General features: G+C 55.0%; 20 protein-coding genes. 14 read left to right on the top strand and 6 right to left on the bottom strand.

What is annotated here, in order from left to right; genetic code table 11:
* The first annotated feature begins 10 nt into the window (after positions 1–10).
* From WFK85_RS04425 to cirA, 8 genes are all read left to right on the top strand, one after another.
* Positions 11–679 (top strand): amino acid ABC transporter permease, encoded by a 669-nt coding sequence (locus tag WFK85_RS04425; protein ID WP_008459934.1) that lies wholly within the window; start codon positions 11–13, stop codon positions 677–679.
* On the top strand, positions 676–1,332 hold the full coding sequence (locus WFK85_RS04430; RefSeq protein WP_336706973.1) for an amino acid ABC transporter permease: 657 nt from the start codon (positions 676–678) through the stop codon (positions 1,330–1,332). Before WFK85_RS04425 ends, WFK85_RS04430 begins: the two co-directional genes overlap by 4 nt.
* Positions 1,313–2,050, top strand: coding sequence for an amino acid ABC transporter ATP-binding protein (locus WFK85_RS04435; protein ID WP_039295413.1), 738 nt, complete (start codon positions 1,313–1,315; stop codon positions 2,048–2,050). Before WFK85_RS04430 ends, WFK85_RS04435 begins: the two co-directional genes overlap by 20 nt.
* Positions 2,051–2,239: 189 nt before the next feature.
* On the top strand, positions 2,240–3,709 hold the full coding sequence (locus WFK85_RS04440) for an amino acid permease (RefSeq protein ID WP_166991063.1): 1,470 nt from the start codon (positions 2,240–2,242) through the stop codon (positions 3,707–3,709).
* 180 nt (positions 3,710–3,889) lie between these two features.
* On the top strand, positions 3,890–5,005 hold the full coding sequence (locus WFK85_RS04445) for an ABC transporter substrate-binding protein (RefSeq protein WP_034809653.1): 1,116 nt from the start codon (positions 3,890–3,892) through the stop codon (positions 5,003–5,005).
* A gap of 15 nt (positions 5,006–5,020) precedes the next feature.
* On the top strand, positions 5,021–6,097 hold the full coding sequence (locus WFK85_RS04450; RefSeq protein ID WP_008459946.1) for a FecCD family ABC transporter permease: 1,077 nt from the start codon (positions 5,021–5,023) through the stop codon (positions 6,095–6,097).
* Entirely contained in the window at positions 6,094–6,882 is a 789-nt protein-coding gene (locus WFK85_RS04455) for an ABC transporter ATP-binding protein (protein WP_085938913.1), read from the top strand. The genes WFK85_RS04450 and WFK85_RS04455 overlap by 4 nt, the downstream gene beginning before the upstream one ends.
* 126 nt (positions 6,883–7,008) lie before the next feature.
* Positions 7,009–8,979 carry a catecholate siderophore receptor CirA gene (gene cirA, locus WFK85_RS04460; protein WP_336706976.1) on the top strand — a complete coding sequence of 657 codons (1,971 nt, stop codon included), beginning with the start codon at positions 7,009–7,011 and terminating at the stop codon, positions 8,977–8,979.
* A 671-nt stretch (positions 8,980–9,650) separates the two neighbouring features.
* Here the strand turns inward: cirA and fghA are convergent.
* Entirely contained in the window at positions 9,651–10,487 is an 837-nt protein-coding gene (fghA, locus tag WFK85_RS04465) for an S-formylglutathione hydrolase (RefSeq protein ID WP_008455256.1), read from the bottom strand.
* A 238-nt stretch (positions 10,488–10,725) separates the two neighbouring features.
* Between fghA and folE the strand changes: the two genes are divergently transcribed.
* The 6 genes from folE (at position 10,726) to mglC (ending at position 17,779) form a co-directional block, all read left to right on the top strand.
* Entirely contained in the window at positions 10,726–11,391 is a 666-nt protein-coding gene (folE, locus tag WFK85_RS04470; protein ID WP_008455254.1) for a GTP cyclohydrolase I FolE, read from the top strand.
* 20 nt (positions 11,392–11,411) lie between these two features.
* Positions 11,412–12,569, top strand: coding sequence for a DUF418 domain-containing protein YeiB (yeiB, locus tag WFK85_RS04475; RefSeq protein ID WP_166991072.1), 1,158 nt, complete (start codon positions 11,412–11,414; stop codon positions 12,567–12,569).
* A gap of 122 nt (positions 12,570–12,691) precedes the next feature.
* Positions 12,692–13,747 carry an HTH-type transcriptional regulator GalS gene (galS, locus tag WFK85_RS04480; RefSeq protein ID WP_008455251.1) on the top strand — a complete coding sequence of 352 codons (1,056 nt, stop codon included), beginning with the start codon at positions 12,692–12,694 and terminating at the stop codon, positions 13,745–13,747.
* 283 nt (positions 13,748–14,030) lie between these two features.
* The gene (gene mglB, locus WFK85_RS04485) at positions 14,031–15,026 is read left to right on the top strand and encodes a galactose/glucose ABC transporter substrate-binding protein MglB (protein WP_008455250.1); all 996 of its coding nucleotides are present in this window, start codon (positions 14,031–14,033) and stop codon (positions 15,024–15,026) included.
* 201 nt (positions 15,027–15,227) lie between these two features.
* Entirely contained in the window at positions 15,228–16,748 is a 1,521-nt protein-coding gene (gene mglA, locus WFK85_RS04490) for a galactose/methyl galactoside ABC transporter ATP-binding protein MglA (RefSeq protein WP_039295397.1), read from the top strand.
* Positions 16,749–16,768: 20 nt separating this feature from the next.
* The gene (gene mglC, locus WFK85_RS04495; RefSeq protein WP_039295392.1) at positions 16,769–17,779 is read left to right on the top strand and encodes a galactose/methyl galactoside ABC transporter permease MglC; all 1,011 of its coding nucleotides are present in this window, start codon (positions 16,769–16,771) and stop codon (positions 17,777–17,779) included.
* A gap of 144 nt (positions 17,780–17,923) precedes the next feature.
* On the opposite strand, the gene WFK85_RS04500 is transcribed toward mglC, so the two are convergent.
* The 5 genes from WFK85_RS04500 to WFK85_RS04520 all read right to left on the bottom strand — a co-directional run bounded on the left by WFK85_RS04500 (position 17,924) and on the right by WFK85_RS04520 (position 21,790).
* Positions 17,924–18,547 (bottom strand): hypothetical protein, encoded by a 624-nt coding sequence (locus WFK85_RS04500; protein WP_336706983.1) that lies wholly within the window; start codon positions 18,545–18,547, stop codon positions 17,924–17,926.
* 282 nt (positions 18,548–18,829) lie between these two features.
* A complete protein-coding gene (gene sanA, locus WFK85_RS04505) occupies positions 18,830–19,549 on the bottom strand; it encodes an outer membrane permeability protein SanA (protein ID WP_008455244.1) in 720 nt (239 codons plus the stop codon).
* Positions 19,550–19,680: 131 nt separating this feature from the next.
* A complete protein-coding gene (gene cdd / locus WFK85_RS04510; protein WP_336706984.1) occupies positions 19,681–20,568 on the bottom strand; it encodes a cytidine deaminase in 888 nt (295 codons plus the stop codon).
* A gap of 128 nt (positions 20,569–20,696) precedes the next feature.
* Positions 20,697–21,392: a CidB/LrgB family autolysis modulator gene (locus tag WFK85_RS04515; RefSeq protein ID WP_008455241.1), complete on the bottom strand. Its 696-nt coding sequence runs from the start codon at positions 21,390–21,392 to the stop codon at positions 20,697–20,699.
* Positions 21,389–21,790, bottom strand: a complete 402-nt coding sequence (locus WFK85_RS04520) for a CidA/LrgA family protein (protein WP_039295384.1) — start codon at positions 21,788–21,790, stop codon at positions 21,389–21,391. The genes WFK85_RS04515 and WFK85_RS04520 overlap by 4 nt, the downstream gene beginning before the upstream one ends.
* Positions 21,791–21,932 lie beyond the last annotated feature (142 nt).

Below are 21,932 nucleotides of genomic sequence, written 5' to 3' on the forward strand. Positions count from 1 at the left end.
GGTGCCGGGGATGACCACGCAACTTGATTTTGCCGGTCTGCTGCCTTACTGGCCGGAGTTATTGTCCGGCCTGTGGGTGACGCTGGGGCTCACTTTTATGGCGACGGTCGGTGGCGTGGCTATCGGCATTACCGGGGCGGCCATTCGCAGCGGAAAGCCAGGGCTGTTAAGCCTGGCGTGGGGCGGATACGTGGAACTGATTCGCAACACGCCGTTCGTTGTGCAGCTGTTCTTTATTGTCTTTGGGCTCCCTGCGCTGGGGTTAAAGCTCAACGCCGGGGAAGCGGCGCTTATCGCGATGCTGATTAATTTAGGGGCTTACAGCACCGAGATTATTCGCGCAGGTATTCAGGTGACGCCGAAAGGGCAGTGGGAAGCGGCTCGCGTGCTGGGATTAAGCCGTAGCCAGACCTTTTTACGCGTGGTGCTGCCGCCGTCGCTGAAGCGTATTTATCCGTCGCTGGTCAGCCAGTGCATCATTGTGATGCTGGGCTCTTCCGTGGTGTCCCAGGTGTCCTGTGAAGATCTGACCTTTGCGGCCAGCCTCATTCAGTCGCGTACCTTCCTCAGCTTCGAGGTCTATCTGGTGACGACCTTAATGTACCTGGTGCTGTCGTTAATTATGCGTCAACTGCTGCTGGCGGCAGGGCGGAAATGGTTGGGGAGTGATGTCGGATGATGACGTTTACCGACTGGGATATCGTGCGCAACCTGCTGCTGGCGGCCCGCTGGACGGTGCTGCTGTCGCTGATTGCTTTTTTCTGCGGCACTCTGGTGACGCTGCCTTTATTGCTGCTGCGCATGAGCCGCTGGAAATGGCCCAAACGCTTCATCAGCGCCTACGTCGCGCTGTTTCAGGGCACGCCGCTGCTGATGCAGTTGTTCCTCGCTTTCTTCGGCATTGCGCTGTTTGGCATTGATGTCAGCCCCTGGACGGCGGCCACGCTTGCTCTGACGCTGTTTACCAGCGCGTTTTTGCTGGATATCTGGTACGGCAGCATTCGTGCTTTGCCTAAAGGCCAGTGGGAAGCCTGCCGCTGCCTCGGTTTGAGCTTCGGGCAGACGCTGTGCCGGGTCATTGCCCCACAGGCGATGCGTATCGTCGTGGCACCCACGGTTGGGTTTTCGGTGCAGGTCATTAAGGGCACGGCCCTGGCCTCGATCATCGGTTTTGTCGAGCTAACTAAAGCCGGCACCATGCTGAACAACGTCACGTTTGAGCCGTTTAAAGTCTTTGCCCTGGTGGCGCTCGGCTATTTCTTACTTTGCTATCCGCTGTCGCGCTACAGCCGCTACCTGGAGAAAAAATTTAATGCCGCTCATCACCATTAATGATGTACAGAAATATTATGGCGACAATCACGTGCTGAAAGGCGTTAGCCTGGATATCGACATGGGCGAAGTGGTGTCGATCATCGGCCGCAGCGGCTCCGGCAAAAGTACGCTGCTGCGCTGCATGAACGGGCTGGAAGGCTACCAGGACGGCAGCATCAAGCTGGGCGGCATGACCATTACCGACCGGGAGTCGCAGGCGCGTGAAATCAGCCGTTCCGTGGGTATGGTGTTTCAGAACTTTAACCTATTCCCGCACATGACCGCGCTGGAAAACGTGATGCTGGCGCCGCGCCGGGTGCTGAATAAAAGCGCCGCCGAATGCCGCGAGTTGGGGCTGGAGATGCTCAATAAAGTCGGCCTGGGCGAGCGGGTGGATTACTACCCGGCTAACCTGTCCGGCGGCCAGCAGCAGCGCGTGGCCATTGCCCGCGCGCTGGCAATGAACCCAAAAGTCTTGCTTTGCGATGAAATCACCTCGGCGCTTGATCCGGAACTGGTGGGCGAAGTGCTGAAAGTACTGGAGCAGCTGGCGGCAGAAGGCATGACGCTGATTCTGGTCACTCACGAAATGAACTTTGCCCGGGAAGTCGGCGACCGCGTGGTGTTTATGCACCAGGGCAAAGTGTGGGAGCAGGGGGAAAGCAAGTCGTTCTTCGCCAATCCCCGGACTCAGGAACTGCAGCAGTTTATTTCGTCCGTGCGCGGGCTGGGTTAATCTTTGACCGCCGGGCAACTGAGCGCGCCGGCGGTTTTTTAATTCCCCTCAACTTATCGGCCTGATAAGTGCCTCGCTAATAATCGCCGGGCGATCATGAAGCTCTCTTATAACCCGGGATTTCTGCTATCTGAACAAAGACGTTTTGTTACAATCTTGCCTCATTTTTTGGATAGGCAACAATTTCCTATGGTTTCACAAGATAAAACGACAGAAGCGCCTGGCTTACGCCGCGAATTAAAGGCGCGCCACCTGACGATGATCGCCATCGGCGGATCCATCGGCACGGGGCTTTTCGTTGCCTCTGGGGCAACAATTTCTCAGGCAGGACCGGGCGGGGCGCTGCTCTCTTATATGCTGATTGGCCTGATGGTGTACTTCCTGATGACCAGCCTCGGCGAGCTGGCGGCGTTTATGCCGGTGTCCGGTTCTTTCGCGACCTACGGCCAGAAATATGTCGAAGACGGCTTCGGCTTCGCGCTCGGCTGGAACTATTGGTACAACTGGGCGGTAACCATCGCCGTTGACCTCGTGGCCGCACAGCTGGTGATGAATTACTGGTTCCCGGACACCCCTGGCTGGATCTGGAGCGCGCTGTTCCTGGGCATTATGTTCCTGCTGAACTGGATCTCCGTGAAGGGCTTTGGCGAAGCGGAATACTGGTTCTCGCTGATAAAAGTGACCACCGTCATCATCTTCATCATTGTGGGTGTGATGATGATCGTGGGTATTTTCAAAGGGGAGCAGCCGGTAGGCTGGAGCAACTGGACAACCGGCGACGCGCCGTTTGCCGGGGGCTTTGCCGCAATGATCGGCGTGGCGATGATCGTCGGCTTCTCTTTCCAGGGCACCGAGCTTATCGGGATTGCCGCCGGTGAATCCGCTGACCCGGAGAAAAACATTCCTCGCGCCGTGCGCCAGGTGTTCTGGCGTATCCTGCTGTTCTACGTGTTCGCGATTCTGATTGTCAGCCTGATCATTCCTTATACCGATCCAAGCCTGCTGCGCAATGACGTGAAAGACATCAGCGTCAGTCCGTTCACTCTGGTGTTCCAGCACGCGGGCCTGCTGTCTGCGGCGGCGGTGATGAACGCCGTTATCCTGACGGCGGTGCTGTCTGCGGGTAACTCCGGGATGTACGCTTCCACGCGCATGCTTTACACCCTGGCCTGCGACGGCAAAGCGCCGCGTATTTTCTCGAAGCTGTCCAAAGGTGGCGTGCCTCGTAACGCGCTGTATGCGACCACCGTTATTGCCGCGCTGTGCTTCCTGACTTCTATGTTTGGCAACCAGACCGTTTACCTCTGGCTGCTGAATACCTCGGGGATGACCGGCTTTATCGCCTGGCTCGGGATTGCCATCAGCCACTATCGCTTCCGTCGCGGCTACGTGCTGCAGGGCAACGACATTAACGACCTGCCGTACCGCTCGGGCTTCTTCCCGATTGGGCCGATCTTCGCGTTCGTGCTGTGCCTGATCATCACGCTGGGCCAGAACTACGAAGCGTTCCTGTCGGATACCATTGACTGGGGCGGCGTGGCGGCGACCTATATCGGCATCCCGCTGTTCCTGGCTATCTGGTTTGGCTACAAGATAACGAAGGGCAGCCGCTTTGTGCGCTACAGCGAAATGGAATTCCCGAAATTTCGTGAGAAATAAGCCTTAGCAACAATAAGTTACTCTTTAGAGGGCGTGATCATCACGCCCTTTTTTATTTCGCTCTCGCCAGCAATAATTCCTCCAGGTTATAGTAGAGAACAATTAAATTGATAACCATTATCATTTGCTTTATCGTTAACGCCATTCTTTAAGGAACGAAGGAGTGTTAGCGTGAAGCGTATGATTAAATTCAAGAATATTTGTCTGGCCCTGGCATTAACCGCCGCTGGTTTGCCTGCCGCACTGGCCGCGACGGTGACCGATATCGTCGGGCGTGAAGTAACCATCCCGCAGAAGGTTGACCGCATTTTGCTGGGGGAAGGGCGGCTGTTTTATGCTCTGGCGCTGCTGGAAGGGCAAAAACCGATTGACCGTATCGTCGGCTGGCAGGGCGATTTCCGTAAGTTAGATACGCAGACTTACGCGGAATATAAAGCGAAATTCCCGAAAATTGATGACATTCCGCTGATTGGCAGTACCACCGCCGACAGCGTCAGCCCGGAAAAAGTGCTGACTTTACACCCAGACGTGGCGATTTTTGGCCTGTCTGGTCACGGCCCTGGCCGCCACAGCGAGCTGGTCTCTCAGCTTGAAAAAGCGGGCGTCCCGGTGGTCTTCGTTGATTTTCGTACCTCGCCGCTGAAAAATACCTTGCCGAGCATGCGCGTGCTGGGCAAAGTGTTGCATCGCGAGAAACAGGCCGATGATTACATCGCCTTTTATGAAGCAAACCTGAAAAAAATTACCGACGTCACCGGCAAGATGGCGGAAAAAGACAAGCCATCCGTGTTCATAGAACTGCGTGCGGCGGCCATGGAAGAGTGCTGTGGTTCGGCGGGCAAGGGTAACATGGGCGACTTCATCGACCTGGCGGGCGGCACGAACATTGCCAAAAATCTGCTGCCGGGCGCGCTGGGCACCGTAAACCTGGAAAAAGTGCTTGCCGCTGACCCGCAGGTTTATATTGCCAGCGGCGGTAAAGCACCTGGCTCAACCTCTCCGGGCGTAGTGCTTGGCGCTCAGGCTACTCAAGCCGAAGCGCAGGCCAGCCTCAAGAGCGTGCTGGAGCGTAAAGGTATTGACCAGTTAACGGCGGTCAAAGAAGGGCGCGCCTATGGCGTATGGCACAATTTCTACAATTCGCCGTACAACATCCTCGCGATTCAGGCGATGGCAACCTGGTTCCATCCACAGCAGTTTGCTGAGGTGAACCCGGAACAGACAATGCAGCAACTTTATAAACAGTTCCTGGCGGTCGAGCCAACGGGAACGTACTGGACCGATCTTAAGAAGTAACGAAGGTAAGACTTAATGAGTGCCACCACCGATCCAATGCCAAACGAGGCGCAGCCTGCCACCATTATGGGGCGATACCAGCAGGTGCTACGTCACCGCTATTTGCTGATGGGGGCGTTGGTTATTGCGATTTTCGCCTCGCTGCTGCTGGACTTTACCCTTGGTCCGTCCGGGCTGCCGCTGGATACGCTGTGGCAGACTCTGATTGACCCGGCCAGCGCTAACGCCGGTACTCGGGTGATCGTGTGGGACATTCGTCTGCCTTATGCGCTGATGGCGCTGCTGGTCGGTATGGCGCTGGGCCTGGCGGGGGCGGAGATGCAAACCATCCTCAATAACCCGCTAGCCAGCCCGTTTACCCTCGGCGTTTCCTCCGCCGCGGCCTTTGGTGCCGCGTTGGCGATTATCCTCGGCATCGGTATTCCTGGGGTGCCCGATCAGTGGTTTATCTCCGCCAACGCCTTCGTCTTTGCACTGTTTGCCGCGCTGATGCTGGACGCCATTACCCGCTGGACCCGCGTGGCAAGTTCCGGCGTGGTGCTGTTTGGTATCGCGCTGGTGTTCACCTTTAACGCCCTGGTGTCGATGCTGCAGTTTATCGCCAGCGAAGACACGCTGCAGGGGCTGGTGTTCTGGACGATGGGCAGCCTGGCGCGAGCCTCCTGGGACAAGCTCGGCGTGCTGCTGCTGGCCTTCGCCATCATCATGCCGATTTCTATGCTGAGTTCCTGGAAGCTGACCGCGCTGCGCTTAGGCGAAGATCGTGCTGTCAGTTTTGGCATCGACGTAAAACGTCTGCGTTTAGGCACGTTGCTGCGCATCAGTATTTTGTCCGCGCTGTCCGTGGCGTTTGTCGGCCCCATTGGTTTTATCGGCCTGGTGGCACCGCACATCGCCCGTATGCTGTTTGGCGAAGATCATCGTTTCTATCTCCCGGGCAGCGTGCTGGTCGGTGCTCTGGTGCTGTCGCTGGCGTCGGTTGCCTCTAAAAACATTATCCCAGGCGTCATTATTCCGGTGGGGATTGTCACCTCGCTGGTGGGCGTGCCGTTCTTCCTGAGTATTATTCTGCGCCATAAGGGGAACGTGTGATGCAGGGCTTAAAGATTGATGCATTCAACGCCGGTTACCCGAAGCGTCAAATCATCGAAAACCTGAGCGTGCCAACGCTGCCGCGGGGCAAAATCACCGTGCTGCTGGGGCCGAACGGCTGCGGGAAATCGACGCTGCTGCGTTCGCTGGCGGGGCTGAATCGCGCGGAAGGGCAGCTGTATCTAGATGGTGAAGACTTAATGGCTTTGCCGTTCGCCAAACGCGCCGAAAAAGTGGTTTATCTGCCGCAGTCGCTGCCGCAGGGCGTCCATCTCCACGTGCTGGAGTCCATTATCGTGGCGCAGCGCGCGTCCGGTGGCCGCCACAGCGCTGAAAGCGAAGCGCAGGTCATGCAACTGCTGAAACAGCTGGGGATCTCGCACCTGGCGCTGAGCTACCTCGACCAGCTTTCCGGCGGGCAAAAACAGCTGGTGGGTCTCGCGCAGTCTTTGATTCGCCGTCCGTCCCTGCTGCTGCTCGACGAACCGCTGAGCGCGCTGGATTTAAATTACCAGTTCCACGTCATGGATCTGGTCGCCCGCGAAACCCGCGAGCGTAATATCGTCACCGTTGTGGTGGTGCACGACATCAATATTGCTTTACGCCATAGCGAGCACGTTCTCATGCTGCGCGACGGCAAACTGGTTGCCAGTGGCGAGCCGGAGGAAGTGATTACTCCGCGCAGTCTGGCCCAGGTTTACGGCGTGAAGGGGCGCATTGAACGCTGCTCACAGGGCGTTGCCCAGGTGCTGATCGACGGCCTGGTGGAAACGCCCACCGTATAACAACGCATTTCAGAAATACTAAGGAACACAGTATGCAGCCGGCGACCAATGTAGCCGCTGGCGCATAGTGCAATGTGAGCGCTAAACGGTTGTTTCGTTTGTAATTCACCTCATGGAGAGAAAGAAATGTTAAGGTTGAATCCCATTGTCCGGGGAGGACTTTGTGCGTCTGTACTTGGTCTGGCTTTTCCCGTCATCGCCGACGATCGCGAAGAAACCCTCGTTGTCACCGCGTCTGCCACCGAGCAAAACCTCAAAGATGCGCCCGCCAGTATCAGCGTTATCACCCGGGACGAACTGCAAAAAAAACCGGTTAACAATCTGAAGGATGTGCTGCAGAACGTGCCTGGCGTCCAGCTGACCAACGAAGGGGATAACCGCCGGGGCGTCAGCCTGCGGGGCCTGGACAGCAGCTACACCCTGATTCTGGTGGACGGTAAACGAGTCAACTCCCGTAATGCGGTATTCCGCCATAATGACTTCGATCTGAACTGGATCCCGGCGGATGCCATCGAGCGCATCGAAGTGGTGCGCGGGCCGATGTCCTCCCTGTATGGTTCCGACGCCCTCGGCGGCGTGGTGAACATCATCACCCGTAAAGTTGGTAAAGCCTGGCACGGCACCTTCACCGTAGATTCCACGGTGCAAGAACACCGCGATCGCGGCGACACCTATAACGGCAACTTTTTCACCAGCGGCCCGCTGATTGACGACGTGCTGGGCGTAAAAGTCTATGGCAGCCTGGGCAAGCGCCAGAAGGACGGCCAACAGGCGTCAACGATCAACGCCAGCGGCCTGACGCCGCAGATTGAAGGCTTTACTTCCCGCAATGCCAGCACCGAGTTTGCCTGGACGCCGGCTGAAAATCAGGATGTCACCGTGGGCTACGGCTTTGACCGCCAGGACAGGGAATCTGACTCGCTGGATAAGAATCGCATCGAACGTCAGGATTACTCCCTCGGGCATAACGGCCGCTGGGGCTTCGGCAATACCGAACTGCGTTTCTATGGCGACAAAATCGATAACCTGAATCCAGGCAACAGCGGGGCGATTACTTCACGCAACAACAGCCTCGACGGCAAGCTGGTGCTGCCGCTCAGCGACATCAACCAGTTCCTGACCTTCGGCGGGGAGTGGCGGCATGACAAGCTGAGCGATCCGGTGAATATTACCGGCGGTAATAGCTCGCAAACCTCGGCCAGCCAGTACGCCCTGTTTATTGAAGACGAATGGCGCATCTTTGAGCCGCTGGCGCTGACCACCGGCATTCGTATGGATGACCATGAAACCTACGGTGACCACTGGAGCCCGCGGGCCTATCTCGTTTATAACGCGACGGATACCGTCACCGTCAAAGGCGGCTGGGCTACGGCCTTCAAAGCGCCGTCTCTGCTGCAGCTTAGCCCGGACTGGACCAGTAAATCCTGCCGTGGTGCCTGCCAGATTGTCGGCAGCCCTGACCTGAAGCCGGAAACCAGCGAAAGCTTTGAGCTGGGGCTGTATTACGCCGGGGACGAAGGCATTCTGGACGGCGTGAGCGGCAGCGTGACCGCTTTCCAGAACAACGTTGAGGATATGATTGATATTCAGCGTACCGCGAACCGTAGCGTGGCACCGTCTTACTCAAACTTTGTGGGCTTTGATAAGAGCGGTAACCCAATCTTCCGCTATTACAACGTGAACAAAGCTCGCATCCGCGGCGTAGAAACCGAGCTAAAAATACCGTTTAACGACCAGTGGAAGCTGTCGCTGAACTACACCTATAACGACGGGCGTGACCTGAGCAACGGCGGCAATAAGCCGCTGCAGCAGCAGTCGTTCCACACCGCCAACGGCACCGTTGACTGGGCGCCGCTGGAGGACTGGTCGTTCTATGTGTCGGCGAACTACACCGGCAAGCAGCGTGCGGTTTCTGCAACGGATAAAACGCCCGGCGGCTACATCGTGTGGAACACCGGCGGAGCCTGGAAAGCGACCAAGAACGTGAAGGTGCGAGCAGGGGTTCTGAACCTCGGCGACAAAGATCTGAATCGTGATATCTACAGCTATAACGAAGACGGTCGCCGCTACTTTATGGCGCTGGATTATAGTTTCTAAGCGGGAGATAGCTTTGTCTGCTCTTTCAAAAGAGCCGATCGAAGTTCCGTTCACTTCCAGCTCTGTTTTATATGTTATCACAGAGACCGTGAACGACTCGGGGGAGCCACCGTCGCTCCCCCGAGACCCCGGACTCCCGGCGAAATAAATCGACCGCTGAAACGGCAGACCTCCGTTTTATCTCCCAGTCCTGGGTCGGCTGAGATGCGTTCCCGACGCTCTCAGCCTCCGGCCGTTCCCGACGGCCGGACCCTGGCCAGTCGGAGAGAAAACGGAGGCGATTTAAGCCGGAACCGTGCCTCGCTTTTAACCTGCAGCCACACGGGACGTTAACGTTGCTGTAAGTTTCACAGCCACACCCTTGTTCCCGGCTCTCAGCGCCCCCGGTTATGACCCAAACAGACGGGGTTGAGCTGTCGGGAACAGCGAAAGAGAGCGATCGTCGGGAACGAATCGCGAACGACCCCGAATGTTTGGGTGATAGCCGGTGGGTTTACCGCTTCAGCGGCGATGAGCTCGCCGGGCGCCGGGGGTTGTCAGGGGGAATGGCGTAATTCCCCCTGACACGTTCACCGTGCTCTGAACGTGCAGGGAAAATCGATCTATGGGTGAACGGAAAATAGCGGAGTAACAGATTACTCATCATTAAAATTAAGGGGAGAGGGCACGCCCTATCCCCGTAAATACTCCGCATGAAAACGAAGATGATCCTCTACAAACGTCGCGATGAAGTAGTAGCTGTGGTCGCAGCCCGGCTGTATGCGCAGCGTCAGCGGCCAGCCTTTCTCCTGCGCGACTTTCTCAAATTCTTCCGGCCTTAGCTGGTCGGCGAGGAACTGATCGTCATCCCCTTGATCGATAAGCATTGGCAGCTGTGCCGACGGCGAGGCTTTACCCAGCAGGCAGCAGCTGTCCCACTCTTGCCACAAGGATTCATCTTCACCCAAATAGGCTCTAAAGGCTTTTTGCCCCCACGGCACTCGGGTCGGGTTAACGATAGGCGCAAAGGCAGAAACTGAGCGGAAGCGGCCAGGGTTTTTCAGCGCCATGATCAGCGCACCGTGTCCGCCCATGGAATGGCCAAAGATCGACGCTTTTTCGCTGACGCTAAAGTTCTCTGCAATCAGCTGCGGCAGTTCGTCACGCAGATAATCGTACATGCGGAAGTGCGTGGCCCACGGCTGCTGAGTCGCGTTGAGGTAAAAGCCCGCGCCCTGGCCCAGGTCATAGCCTGCGTCGTTAGGGACTTCTTCGCCACGGGGGCTGGTGTCCGGCATCACCAGAACAATACCAAGCTCGGCCGCTACGCGCTGCGCGCCCGCTTTGGTCGTGAAGTTTTCGTCGTTGCAGGTTAGCCCGGAAAGCCAGTAAACCACCGGCGGCGGGGAGGCGCTTGCCGGCGGTGGGAGAAAAATACTGAACGTCATTGGGCAGTTAAGTAGGGTGGACGCGTGGCGCCAGCGCTGCTGCCAGCCTTCGAAACATCGGTGCTCTTCCAGTAATTCCATCCAGAGGATCCTTATCTATTTTCAAGACTTATGAACAACTTTCACTTCACCTGAGTCTAGCCATCCCGCATTATGGCCGCAACGGTATTGTTCTCGCCCGCTCAGGCAATGAACGGTATTTTCGATTTCAATAATTATGCCCGGCACTACTGGATTCTAAGCACGTGCTGCCGCACAATAAGCGGACACTTTGCCCCATGAAGGGCAGAGGTCAGCCACACCTGCAGGAGAAAACAGCATGTCATCACTCTCGAAAGAAGCCGCCCTGGTTCATGAGGCGCTGGTTGCGCGCGGTCTGGAAACGCCGCTGCGTCCGCCGTTACGTGAACTGGATAATGAAACCCGTAAAAGCCAGATTGCCGCCCACATGACGGAAATCATGCAGCTGCTTAATCTCGATTTGAGTGACGACAGCCTGATGGAAACTCCGCATCGCATCGCCAAAATGTATGTCGATGAGATTTTCTCCGGCCTGGACTACGCCAATTTCCCGAAAATCACCGTCATTGAAAACAAAATGAAGGTGGATGAAATGGTCACCGTGCGTGATATCACCCTGACCAGCACCTGCGAGCACCACTTCGTGACCATCGACGGGAAAGCCACCGTGGCGTATATCCCGAAAGATACCGTCATCGGCTTGTCTAAAATTAACCGCATCGTGCAGTTCTTTGCTCAGCGCCCGCAGGTTCAGGAACGCCTGACCCAGCAGATCCTGATTGCACTGCAAACGCTGCTGGGCACCAACAACGTGGCGGTGTCCATTGATGCGGTGCATTACTGCGTGAAAGCGCGTGGGGTAAAAGACGCCACCAGCGCGACCACCACCACCTCGCTCGGCGGCTTGTTTAAGTCGAGCCAGAATACGCGTCAGGAGTTCCTGCGCGCAGTACGCCACAATTAATCCCCCCCAGGCAGGTATCCGTGGAGAGAAATGTCACCCTGGACTTCGTCCGCGGTACCGCCATTCTGGGCATTCTGCTGCTCAATATTGTCGCCTTTGGCCTGCCGAAGGCGGCTTATCTCAACCCGGCCTGGTATGGCGAGATAACCTCCCGCGATGCCTGGACCTGGGCGGTGATGGACCTGTTTGCCGAAGTTAAATTCCTCACGCTTTTTGCGCTGCTTTTTGGGGCTGGCCTGCAAATGCTGCTGGCTCGCGGCTCACGTTGGATCCAGTCGCGGTTGACGCTGTTAGTGCTGCTGGGGTTTATGCATGCGCTGCTGCTGTGGGATGGCGACATTCTGCTGGCATACGGCCTGACCGGGCTGGTGTGCTGGCGGCTGATTCGTGACGCGACGGGGCAAAAGCAGCTGTTTAATACCGGCGTCGTGCTGTACCTCATCGGTATTGGCGTCCTGTTGCTGCTGGGCGTCATTTCAGGTGACGGCATTAATCGCTCCTGGGTGCCGGATGCGGCCAACCTGCAATATGAGCAGTGGTGGAAGCTCGGTGGCGGCGTGGAAGCTATCAGCAACCGCGCCGATTTGCTCTCTTCGAACCTGGTGGCGCTGGGGGCGCAATACGGCTGGCAACTGGCGGGCATGATGCTGATTGGCGCGGCACTGATGCGCAGCGGCTGGCTGAAAGGGGAGTTTAGCCTGAAGCATTACCGGCGAACCGGTGCCATTTTGATCGTCATCGGCATGGCGATTAACCTGCCGGCAATTTTAGCCCAGTGGCACCTGAAGTGGGATTTCCGCTGGTGTGCGTTGCTGTTACAGGCCCCACGTGAGCTGAGCGCTCCTTTTCAGGCGATTGGCTATGCTGCGTTGGCCTGGGGCTTCTGGCCGCAGCTGTCCCGTTTCCGGCTGGTGGGCTGGATTGCCTGCGTCGGTCGGATGGCGCTGACCAACTACCTGCTGCAAACCATTCTCTGCACAACCTTGTTCTATCGCTTTGGTTTCTATATGAAATTTGACCGTTTATCGCTGCTGGCTTTTGTGCCTGCGGTGTGGGCGGCGAACATTCTGCTGTCGGTGTTATGGCTGCGCTATTTCCGCCAGGGACCGGTGGAATGGCTGTGGCGGCAGCTAACCGCCCGTGCTTCAGGGACCGCCTTACACAAAGCACAGAGATAATGATATTCGTCACAAAGGTTAACGAATTGTATGTAACCGCTTTCATCACTGTGATCGACTTCACGCCGAACCGCCCCCCACTCGCCGCAAAATAGCCACCTTGCCTAAAACAGGGTGCACCTATGAGACCGACTCCCCCAACGCCGATTACCATTCGTGACGTTGCCCGTATCGCCGGGGTTTCAGTAGCGACAGTATCCCGAGTATTAAATAACAGCGCGCTGGTCAGCCCGGAAACGCGCGAAAACGTCATGCAGGCGGTTGCTGAGCTGGGCTACCGTCCAAACGCCAACGCGCAAGCGCTGGCTACTCAAGTGAGCGACACCATCGGCGTGGTGGTGATGGACGTCTCCGATCCCTTCTTCGGGGCGCTGGTAAAAGCCGTGGATGTGGTTGCCCAGCAGCACAATAAATATTTGCTGATCGGCAACAGCTACCACCAGGAAGACAAAGAGCGTCATGCCATTGAAGTGCTGATCCGCCAGCGCTGCAGCGCCCTGATTGTGCACGCCAAGGCGCTGAGCGACGAGGAACTGGCTACTTTTCTGGAGCAGGTTCCCGGCATGGTGCTGATCAATCGCCTGGTGCCCGGCTACGCTCACCGCTGTGTTTGTCTGGACAACGTCAGCGGCGCGGTGATGGCTACGCGGATGCTGCTGAACCAGGGGCATTCGCGCATCGGGTACCTGGCCTCCAGCCATCAAATTGAGGATAACGACCAGCGGCATCAGGGCTGGCTGCAGGCGCTGGCGGAGCAGGGGATCGTGCCGCCGGAGGGCTGGGTCGGCATGGGCACGCCGGATATGCAGGGCGGGGAAGCGGCGATGGTTGAGCTGCTTGGGCGCAATCTGCAGCTTAGCGCGGTCTTTTCCTATAACGACAGCATGGCCGCTGGCGCGCTAACGGCGCTGAAAGACAACGGCATTGCCGTGCCGCAGCATGTATCTATCATCGGCTTCGACGATATTCCCATTGCCCGTTACACCGACCCGCAGCTGACAACCGTGCGCTATCCGGTGGTTTCGATGGCGCGTTTAGCTACCGAACTGGCGTTACAGGGCGCAGCAGGCCAGCTGGATCGTGATGTAACGCACTGTTTTATGCCGACTTTAGTCCGTCGTCATTCGGTGGCGATAAAGCAAAATGTGGCGTCGATCACTCCGCTGTCAAAGAGTTAGATGTAACCGGTTTCAATCTGTGAGTAAATTCACAGTTAATTAACATTGCGCTGACTATTATGTCAGCGTTTTATCAGCTGAAACACGATGTAACGGTGACTGCTCATTTTTAGCGTCGTGATAAGGCCATTAACGCTCATAAAAACGCAGTATTGGATTGTTACCGAACACGGAAGTGCACATTTTTTAGGATAACTTCGGCATTCAGTAACTTTTTTATAACATTACTGTCCTGCCTGGTTTCGAACGCGAACTACCCTGCAAAATAAAAACCGGAGATACCATGAATAAGAAGGTTTTGACTCTGTCCGCCGTGATGTCCTGCATGTTGTTTGGTGCCGCAGCGAACGCCGCTGACCGTATTGGCGTGACGATTTATAAATATGACGACAACTTCATGTCAGTGGTTCGTAAAGCTATCGAGAAAGATGCGAAAGCGTCACCTGACGTACAGCTGCTGATGAACGACTCCCAGAACGACCAGTCCAAACAGAACGACCAGATCGACGTTCTGCTGGCAAAAGGCGTGAAAGCGCTGGCCATCAACCTGGTTGACCCGGCCGCCGCGGGCACCGTTATCGAAAAAGCGCGCGCGCAAAACGTGCCGGTGGTGTTCTTCAACAAAGAACCTTCCCGCAAAGCGTTGGATAGCTACGACAAAGCTTACTACGTCGGCACCGACTCTAAAGAGTCCGGTATCATCCAGGGCGACCTGATTGCTAAACACTGGGCGGCTAACCCGGCCTGGGACCTGAACAAAGACGGCCAGATCCAGTTCGTGCTGCTGAAAGGCGAACCAGGTCACCCGGATGCCGAAGCACGTACCACCTACGTTATCAAAGAGCTGAACGACAAAGGCCTGAAAACTCAGCAGCTGCAGCTGGATACCGCGATGTGGGATACCGCTCAGGCTAAAGACAAAATGGACGCGTGGCTCTCTGGCCCGAACGCTAACAAAATCGAAGTGGTTATTGCTAACAACGACGCAATGGCAATGGGTGCGGTAGAAGCGCTGAAAGCCCACAACAAATCGTCTATTCCAGTGTTTGGCGTAGATGCCCTGCCGGAAGCGCTGGCACTGGTGAAATCCGGTGCGATGGCCGGGACCGTGCTGAACGATGCCAACAACCAGGCTAAAGCGACCTTCGACCTGGCGAAAAACCTGGCCGACGGTAAGCCAGCCGCTGAAGGCACCAACTGGAAGATCGAGAACAAAATCGTACGCGTACCTTACGTAGGCGTGGATAAAGATAATCTCGCACAGTTCATCGGCAAATAAATACCCGTCATCCTTCGAGCCGCAGGGGCGTGAACTGCACTCGCTCACCCCAGTTGCTTACTTGATGTAAGCGCCTGGGGATTATCGAGCTTGTTGCCTGCCTGCAACTCGAATTATTTAGGGTAACGTTTTTTAGTTGTATACGGGCGCAGATACCTGCGCCCGGCTTTAGGCAGGTTACTCAGCGACACAGGTATAATTATGGTCGACAATAACTCAGCTACGCCGACGGAATTTTTGCTGGAAATGACCGGCATTAATAAATCCTTCCCCGGCGTTAAGGCACTGGATAATGTTAATTTAAAAGTACGGCCACACTCTATTCACGCCCTGATGGGTGAAAACGGTGCGGGCAAATCGACATTATTGAAATGCCTTTTTGGGATCTACAGCAAAGATTCCGGCAGTATCCTTTTCCAGGGAAAAGAGGTGAATTTCAGCAGCACGAAAGAGGCGCTGGAAAACGGTATTTCTATGGTGCATCAGGAGCTTAACTTGGTTCTGCAGCGCACCGTGATGGACAACATGTGGCTTGGGCGCTACCCGACCAAAGGCGTGTTTGTCGATCAGGATAAAATGTACCGCGACACCAAAGAGATATTTGATGAGCTGGATATTGATATCGACCCGCGAGCCCGCGTCGGTACGCTGTCCGTTTCTCAAATGCAGATGATTGAAATCGCCAAGGCTTTTTCCTATAACGCCAAAATCGTTATTATGGATGAGCCAACGTCCTCGCTGACGGAAAAAGAAGTTAATCATCTCTTTAAAATTATTCGCAAATTAAAAGATCGCGGCTGCGGGATTGTTTATATCTCCCATAAAATGGAAGAAATATTCCAGCTGTGCGATGAAATTACGATTTTGCGCGACGGGCAGTGGATTGCCACCCAGCCGCTGGAAGGGCTGGATATGGACAAAATCATCGCCATGATGGTCGGCCGCTCTCTGAACCAGCGCTTCCCGGACAAATCCAACGTGCCGGGCGAAGTGATCCTTGAAGTCCGCAACCTGACCTCGCTGCGCCAGCCGTCGATTCGTGATATCTCCTTTGATCTGCATAAAGGTGAAATCCTCGGCATTGCGGGCCTCGTCGGCGCGAAGCGTACCGACATTGTAGAAACGCTGTTTGGTATCCGCGAGAAATCTGGCGGTACCATCAAGCTTCACGGCAAAAAAATCAACAACAGCAGCGCGAACGAAGCGATTAATCACGGTTTTGCGCTGGTGACCGAAGAGCGTCGCTCAACCGGGATTTACGCCTACCTGGATATCGGTTTTAACTCACTCATTTCCAATATTCGTAACTACAAAAATAAGGTCGGCCTGCTGGATAACTCCCGTATGAAAAGCGATACCCAGTGGGTTATCGACTCCATGCGCGTGAAAACCCCAGGGCACCGCACTTCTATCGGCTCGCTGTCCGGCGGTAACCAGCAGAAGGTGATCATTGGCCGCTGGCTGCTGACCCAGCCGGAAATCCTGATGCTGGATGAACCGACGCGCGGCATTGATGTGGGCGCCAAGTTTGAGATTTATCAGCTGATTGCTGAGCTTGCCAAAAAAGGGAAAGGGATCATTATCATTTCGTCCGAGATGCCGGAATTGTTAGGGATTACAGACCGTATTCTGGTGATGAGCAACGGGCTCGTGGCCGGAATTGTAGACACCAAAACAACAACGCAGAACGAAATTTTACGTCTTGCGTCTGTGCACCTGTGATGATTTAGGGGCTATTAAAAATGAGTGCGTTAAATAAGAAGAGTTTTCTAACTTATCTAAAAGAGGGCGGCATCTACGTGGTGCTGCTGGTGTTGCTGGCGATCATTATTTTCCAGGATCCGACGTTCTTAAGCCTGCTTAACCTGAGTAACATCCTCACCCAGTCTTCGGTGCGTATTATCATCGCGCTCGGTGTGGCCGGGCTGATTGTCACCCAGGGGACTGACCTGTCCGCAGGGCGACAGGTGGGGCTGGCGGCGGTTGTGGCGGCTACGCTGTTGCAATCAATGGATAACGTCAACAAGGTGTTCCCGGACATGCACACCATGCCGATTCCGCTGGTGCTGTTGATTGTCTGCGCCGTGGGCGCGGTGATTGGCCTGGTGAACGGGATTATTATCGCTTACCTGAACGTGACGCCGTTTATCACTACCCTGGGCACCATGATCATCGTGTACGGGATCAACTCCTTGTATTACGACTTCGTGGGCGCGTCGCCGATTTCCGGGTTTGACTCCCACTTCTCTACCTTCACGCAGGGCTTTATCGCGCTGGGTAGCTTCCGCCTGTCGTACATTACGTTCTACGCCTTGTTTGCGGTGCTGTTTGTGTGGGTGCTGTGGAACAAAACCCGCTTCGGGAAAAACATCTTCGCTATCGGCGGCAACCCGGAAGCGGCGAAAGTCTCCGGCGTTAACGTGGCGCTGAACCTGATCATGATTTATGCCCTGTCCGGCGTGTTCTATGCCTTTGGCGGGATGCTGGAAGCGGGACGTATCGGCTCGGCCACCAACAACCTCGGCTTTATGTACGAGCTGGATGCGATTGCGGCGTGCGTGGTGGGCGGCGTGTCGTTCAGCGGCGGGGTAGGGACGGTGCTGGGCGTGGTGACCGGGGTAATTATCTTTACGGTTATTAACTACGGCCTGACCTATATCGGCGTGAACCCTTACTGGCAGTACATCATCAAGGGCGGCATTATCATCTTCGCCGTGGCGCTGGACTCCCTGAAGTACGCGCGTAAGAAGTAATTTCTGCGGTAACCGTATTTTGACCGGGCGCGGCTTCGATTTTCTGGCATAAGCTGCGCCCCTGATATCTGAGTGTTAATGGCTTTAACACCCTGATACTGCCGTTCATCTTACCCACAGGTGGCACAAATGAAGGTAAATAATTTATCCTGTATATCTTGTACCAGGAAACTGTTTATTAATATTACCTTTAACCACTTTATAGGCTAATTCTCGATCACCTTTTACATATTTAGTGAACGGATTATTCCATACTATACGGTTGGTGGGGGCTGCCATGTAAGCAAAACTGATTCCCTTACTGATGAAGATATCTCGCGCTCTTTCCAGCCAGTTACCCTTTCCAATATAGCAAGCCTGAAATTTGATCACGCCCACGCGGCGTAGAGACATCTTTTTCAAATCATCCGCCAGCGCCTCGGGGCTGTAGTGACCCAGCATATGTTCACTGGCGTGAGCAAAAATATCTATGCGGTCATTTTCCGTCACGGACTGAAGATAGTGGAAGTTGTTATAAATATACTTTTTTTCTTCGCTCTCAGACTCTCGACCTACCAGCTCAAGCATGTCTTTATATTTTGACTTCAGGTAAGCATATTCATGAGGTCGGCGTTTTTTAAAGTTATAGGCAAGCACGACCTCTATTTTTCCAAAGGGCCAGTCATGCGATCTTAATAAAGGTATTTTGCCTGCGGTTCTAAATAAGCTGTTTGTAAGTTTCATTTTCTCTATTTTTATGAGGACTAAGGTAGGGGAAGTGAATTCCATGTAATACACTCCGCGGGAATGCATATTATTCAACATTCACCTAAATGGCCTACGAAAGAAAGGTTTTTGGTCTTAATTCATTTTGTTTATGAGTTAAAGGTTGAGAATTAAAGTTTCTCACTTATTGAGATGGAGATATTGCGCTCCGCCAAAATAATATGGGGTGAAAGGCATAAGGGCGAACTCAGATGTCGGATTCAAGGGAATAAGAATGCAGCAGTTGAGGAATTAGGAAAGGCGACGACGGAAGAGGCGCTATCAAAATGAGCGCAATAGTCTATCTCACTTCTTCTCTTTTTTCTGGATTTCCAGCAGTTGCTCCGGCGTAACGGCCGGATAGGCCTGCGCGTCTTCCGGGACTTCCTGCTGCGACGGAATAGGCACTAACGGGCCGAGGAAACGCGGCTCACGCTTGAAGAGATAGAGATCCGCTAATGCCCCCAGGCGAGCGGCAAATTCGCGGGTACGCACGGTCAGCATGTTTTTTGGGGAAGGTACCGCGTAGCACTGCGCCTGAATCCCCATATGCAGCGCGATAAACAGCGCACGCTCGCAGTGGAAGCGCTGGGTGATAATGATGAAATCGTTGGTATCAAAGACTTTACGGGTGCGGACAATCGAGTCCAGCGTGCGGAAGCCTGCGTAATCCAGCACGATATCCGCCGGATCAACGCCGCCGGCGATCAGGTCTTTGCGCATGGTCATCGGCTCGTTGTAGCTTTGCTGCGCGTTATCGCCGCTGAGCAGCAGGTAGTTCACCTTGCCGCTGTTGTAGGCGTTCAGCGCGCCCTGAATACGGTACAGGTAATACTGATTGATGACGCCGGTGCGGTAATACTTGGCGGTGCCGAGCACCACACCCACCTGGCGATAGGGCAAGTCCTGCAGTTCATCGTAGACGTAGGGGGCGGTTTTCCAGCTGATCCAGCGGTCGAGCCCGAGCGCAGCCGCCAGCATTAAGCCGATAACAATAAGCAGGCTGTAAAACACGCGCTTCAACATGGACTTGCAGACTCATTCGCGGGGTGAAATTTCATCCAAGGCTACTTTACCCGGCCCTCAAGAGCAAGAAACGCGGGTTCAGTTGGGGCAAATTTCAACAATGCGAGTGTGGGTACACCCGCAACGGAGAATTATTGAGCAATATTAACACGCTCAACGGCTTCACAGCCCAGTGCTTTCAGCGTGGCGGAGGTGGCATCCCACTGCAGCAGCGGCGCATCGATTTTTTCTGCCAGCACGGCGCGCTTAATTTGTGGGTAGTCGTAACCATTCAGAGAAAGCAGGTTCAGCGCGGCCTGCAGCGGCGGAAGGGAAGGGTTAAACGCAGCGTTTTCCGCATAGCATCCGGTGAAGATTTTCCCGTCGACCATTTCCAGCGCAACGCCTGCCGGGGCTTGACTGTAAGGCGCATGACTGCGGTTAGCCGCGGTTATTGCCGCCTGGGTCAGGGCATCCCCTTTCAGCGCAAAACCGTGGTTTTCTTCATCCAGCAGCAGCGTTTTGATGTCCAGGTCGCGCGGGCCAAAGGCATCCGGCAGATATTCACCCAGAGTGGAAGGCATGCGGCCAGGCAGATGAATACCCAGCGCGGTGCCGCTGTTCAGTTCATTCATAAACTGACGGCAGTGACCGCAGGGCGTGTAGTTGACGGTGATATCAACCAGGCCTTTTTCGCCGCGCATCCACGCGTGGGTAATGGCGCTTTGTTCGGCGTGCACGGTTTGCTGCATGGTGGCACCCAGAAACTCCATGTTGCCGCCAAAATAGAGATTCCCGCTGACGCCTCGCGCGACGGCGCCGACGTTAAAATGAGAGAGGTCTGCGCGGGCACAGGCTGCGGCCAGCGGCAACAGAGCGAAAGCCAGGTCTTGGTCACCCAGCCCGGTTTGATGTTTTAGCGCTTCAACTTCGGCTGCGGTAAACATAGCCGGGAAGTGGTCGTCGGCAAGCTGGGGTTGCAAAGCGGTTTGCAGCGCGGCGGGGAGTTGCACAACGGCGGCATCAAAACGTGAACGCATGTTAAAGCCTCATCAAAGGTAACGGAAACGTAGTTTACGGATCTGTACCGGCCAAATATGTGATCTAGTTCTAATTGTTTATGCAACTTATGAAAACAAATCTGAAAGTGCGCGATCTCTCGCAAGCTTTAGCCGAAAAGCTTCAGCAGTACCGGGAATAAAAACGGAGCGATAAGCGACGTCATGACCCCGCAAATCACCAGCGCCAGCGAGCTAAAAGCCCCTTCCTGGAAGTCCAGTTCCGCACAGCGAGCGGTGCCCAGCGCGTGGGAAGCGGTACCCATTGCCAGGCCGCGTGAGGCTTTGGTATTGATGCGCATCATGTTCAGCAGCGTGTGGCCAAACACCGCGCCAAGAATACCGACGAAGATAACGCAGACGGCGCTGATAGCCGGGATACCACCAATGCCGCCGCCAACCGCCATTGCAATTGGCGTGGTGACGGATTTTGGCAGGACCGAAGCGGCAATTTCCGGGGACGCCCCCATCAATAACGCAATAGAGGTGCCGGTGGACATCGCCACCATGCTGCCAATAAAGCAGATGGTAATAATGGATTTCCAGCGGGCGCGAATCTGGTGTATTTGCTCATAGAGCGGGAAGGCCAGGGCTACAACGGCGGGCTGCAGCAGGTCGTTGAGCACTTCGCTGCCTTTAAAATAGTGGTCGTAAGGAATGCCGGTCAGCAGCAAAAAAGGAATGATCACCACCATGCAAACCAGCAGCGGGTTCAGCAGCGGGGATTTCAACCGGGCGGCCAGCTTGCGGGCGGCAAAAAACACCACCAGCGTTAACGGTAAAGACCACCATATAAAGTGCATCATTTTTTCTCTGCCTCGCCTTCACCAATCACTTTTCTTTCACCGTGTACCAGATGTGAGCTCCAGCTCACGATAACCAGCACCACCAGCGTGCTGATCAAACAGGACACCACCACCGGACCAAACTGGGCCTTCAGCACGTCGTAATACTGCATCACGCCCACGCCAATAGGGACGAACAGAAGGGCCATATAGCGAATCAGCAAATGGCAGCTGGGTTTTACCCACTTCGCCGGCAGGATCTGCAGCGACAGCAGCACAAACAAAATCAGCATGCCGATAATGCTGCCGGGAATGACGATAGGCAGTAAAGAGGCGACAAAAATACCGGCGTATAAACACAGGTAAATTAAGACAAAAGCGCGAAGATACTGCCAGATTATCGTGAACGAGTTGCGCATGGAGGTTACCCTTTAAGAAACGCATTCATCATACAATTAAACTCAAAATTGTGCTATCCATCACATCATGAATTATCAGCATAACAAACATTCCCTGCGTGAAGGTTGTCGGGCGGATTTCGGGCAATAAAAAAGCGGCCCG

The organism is Cedecea sp. VD22, from assembly GCF_037150195.1.
GTDB lineage: Bacteria > Pseudomonadota > Gammaproteobacteria > Enterobacterales > Enterobacteriaceae > Cedecea.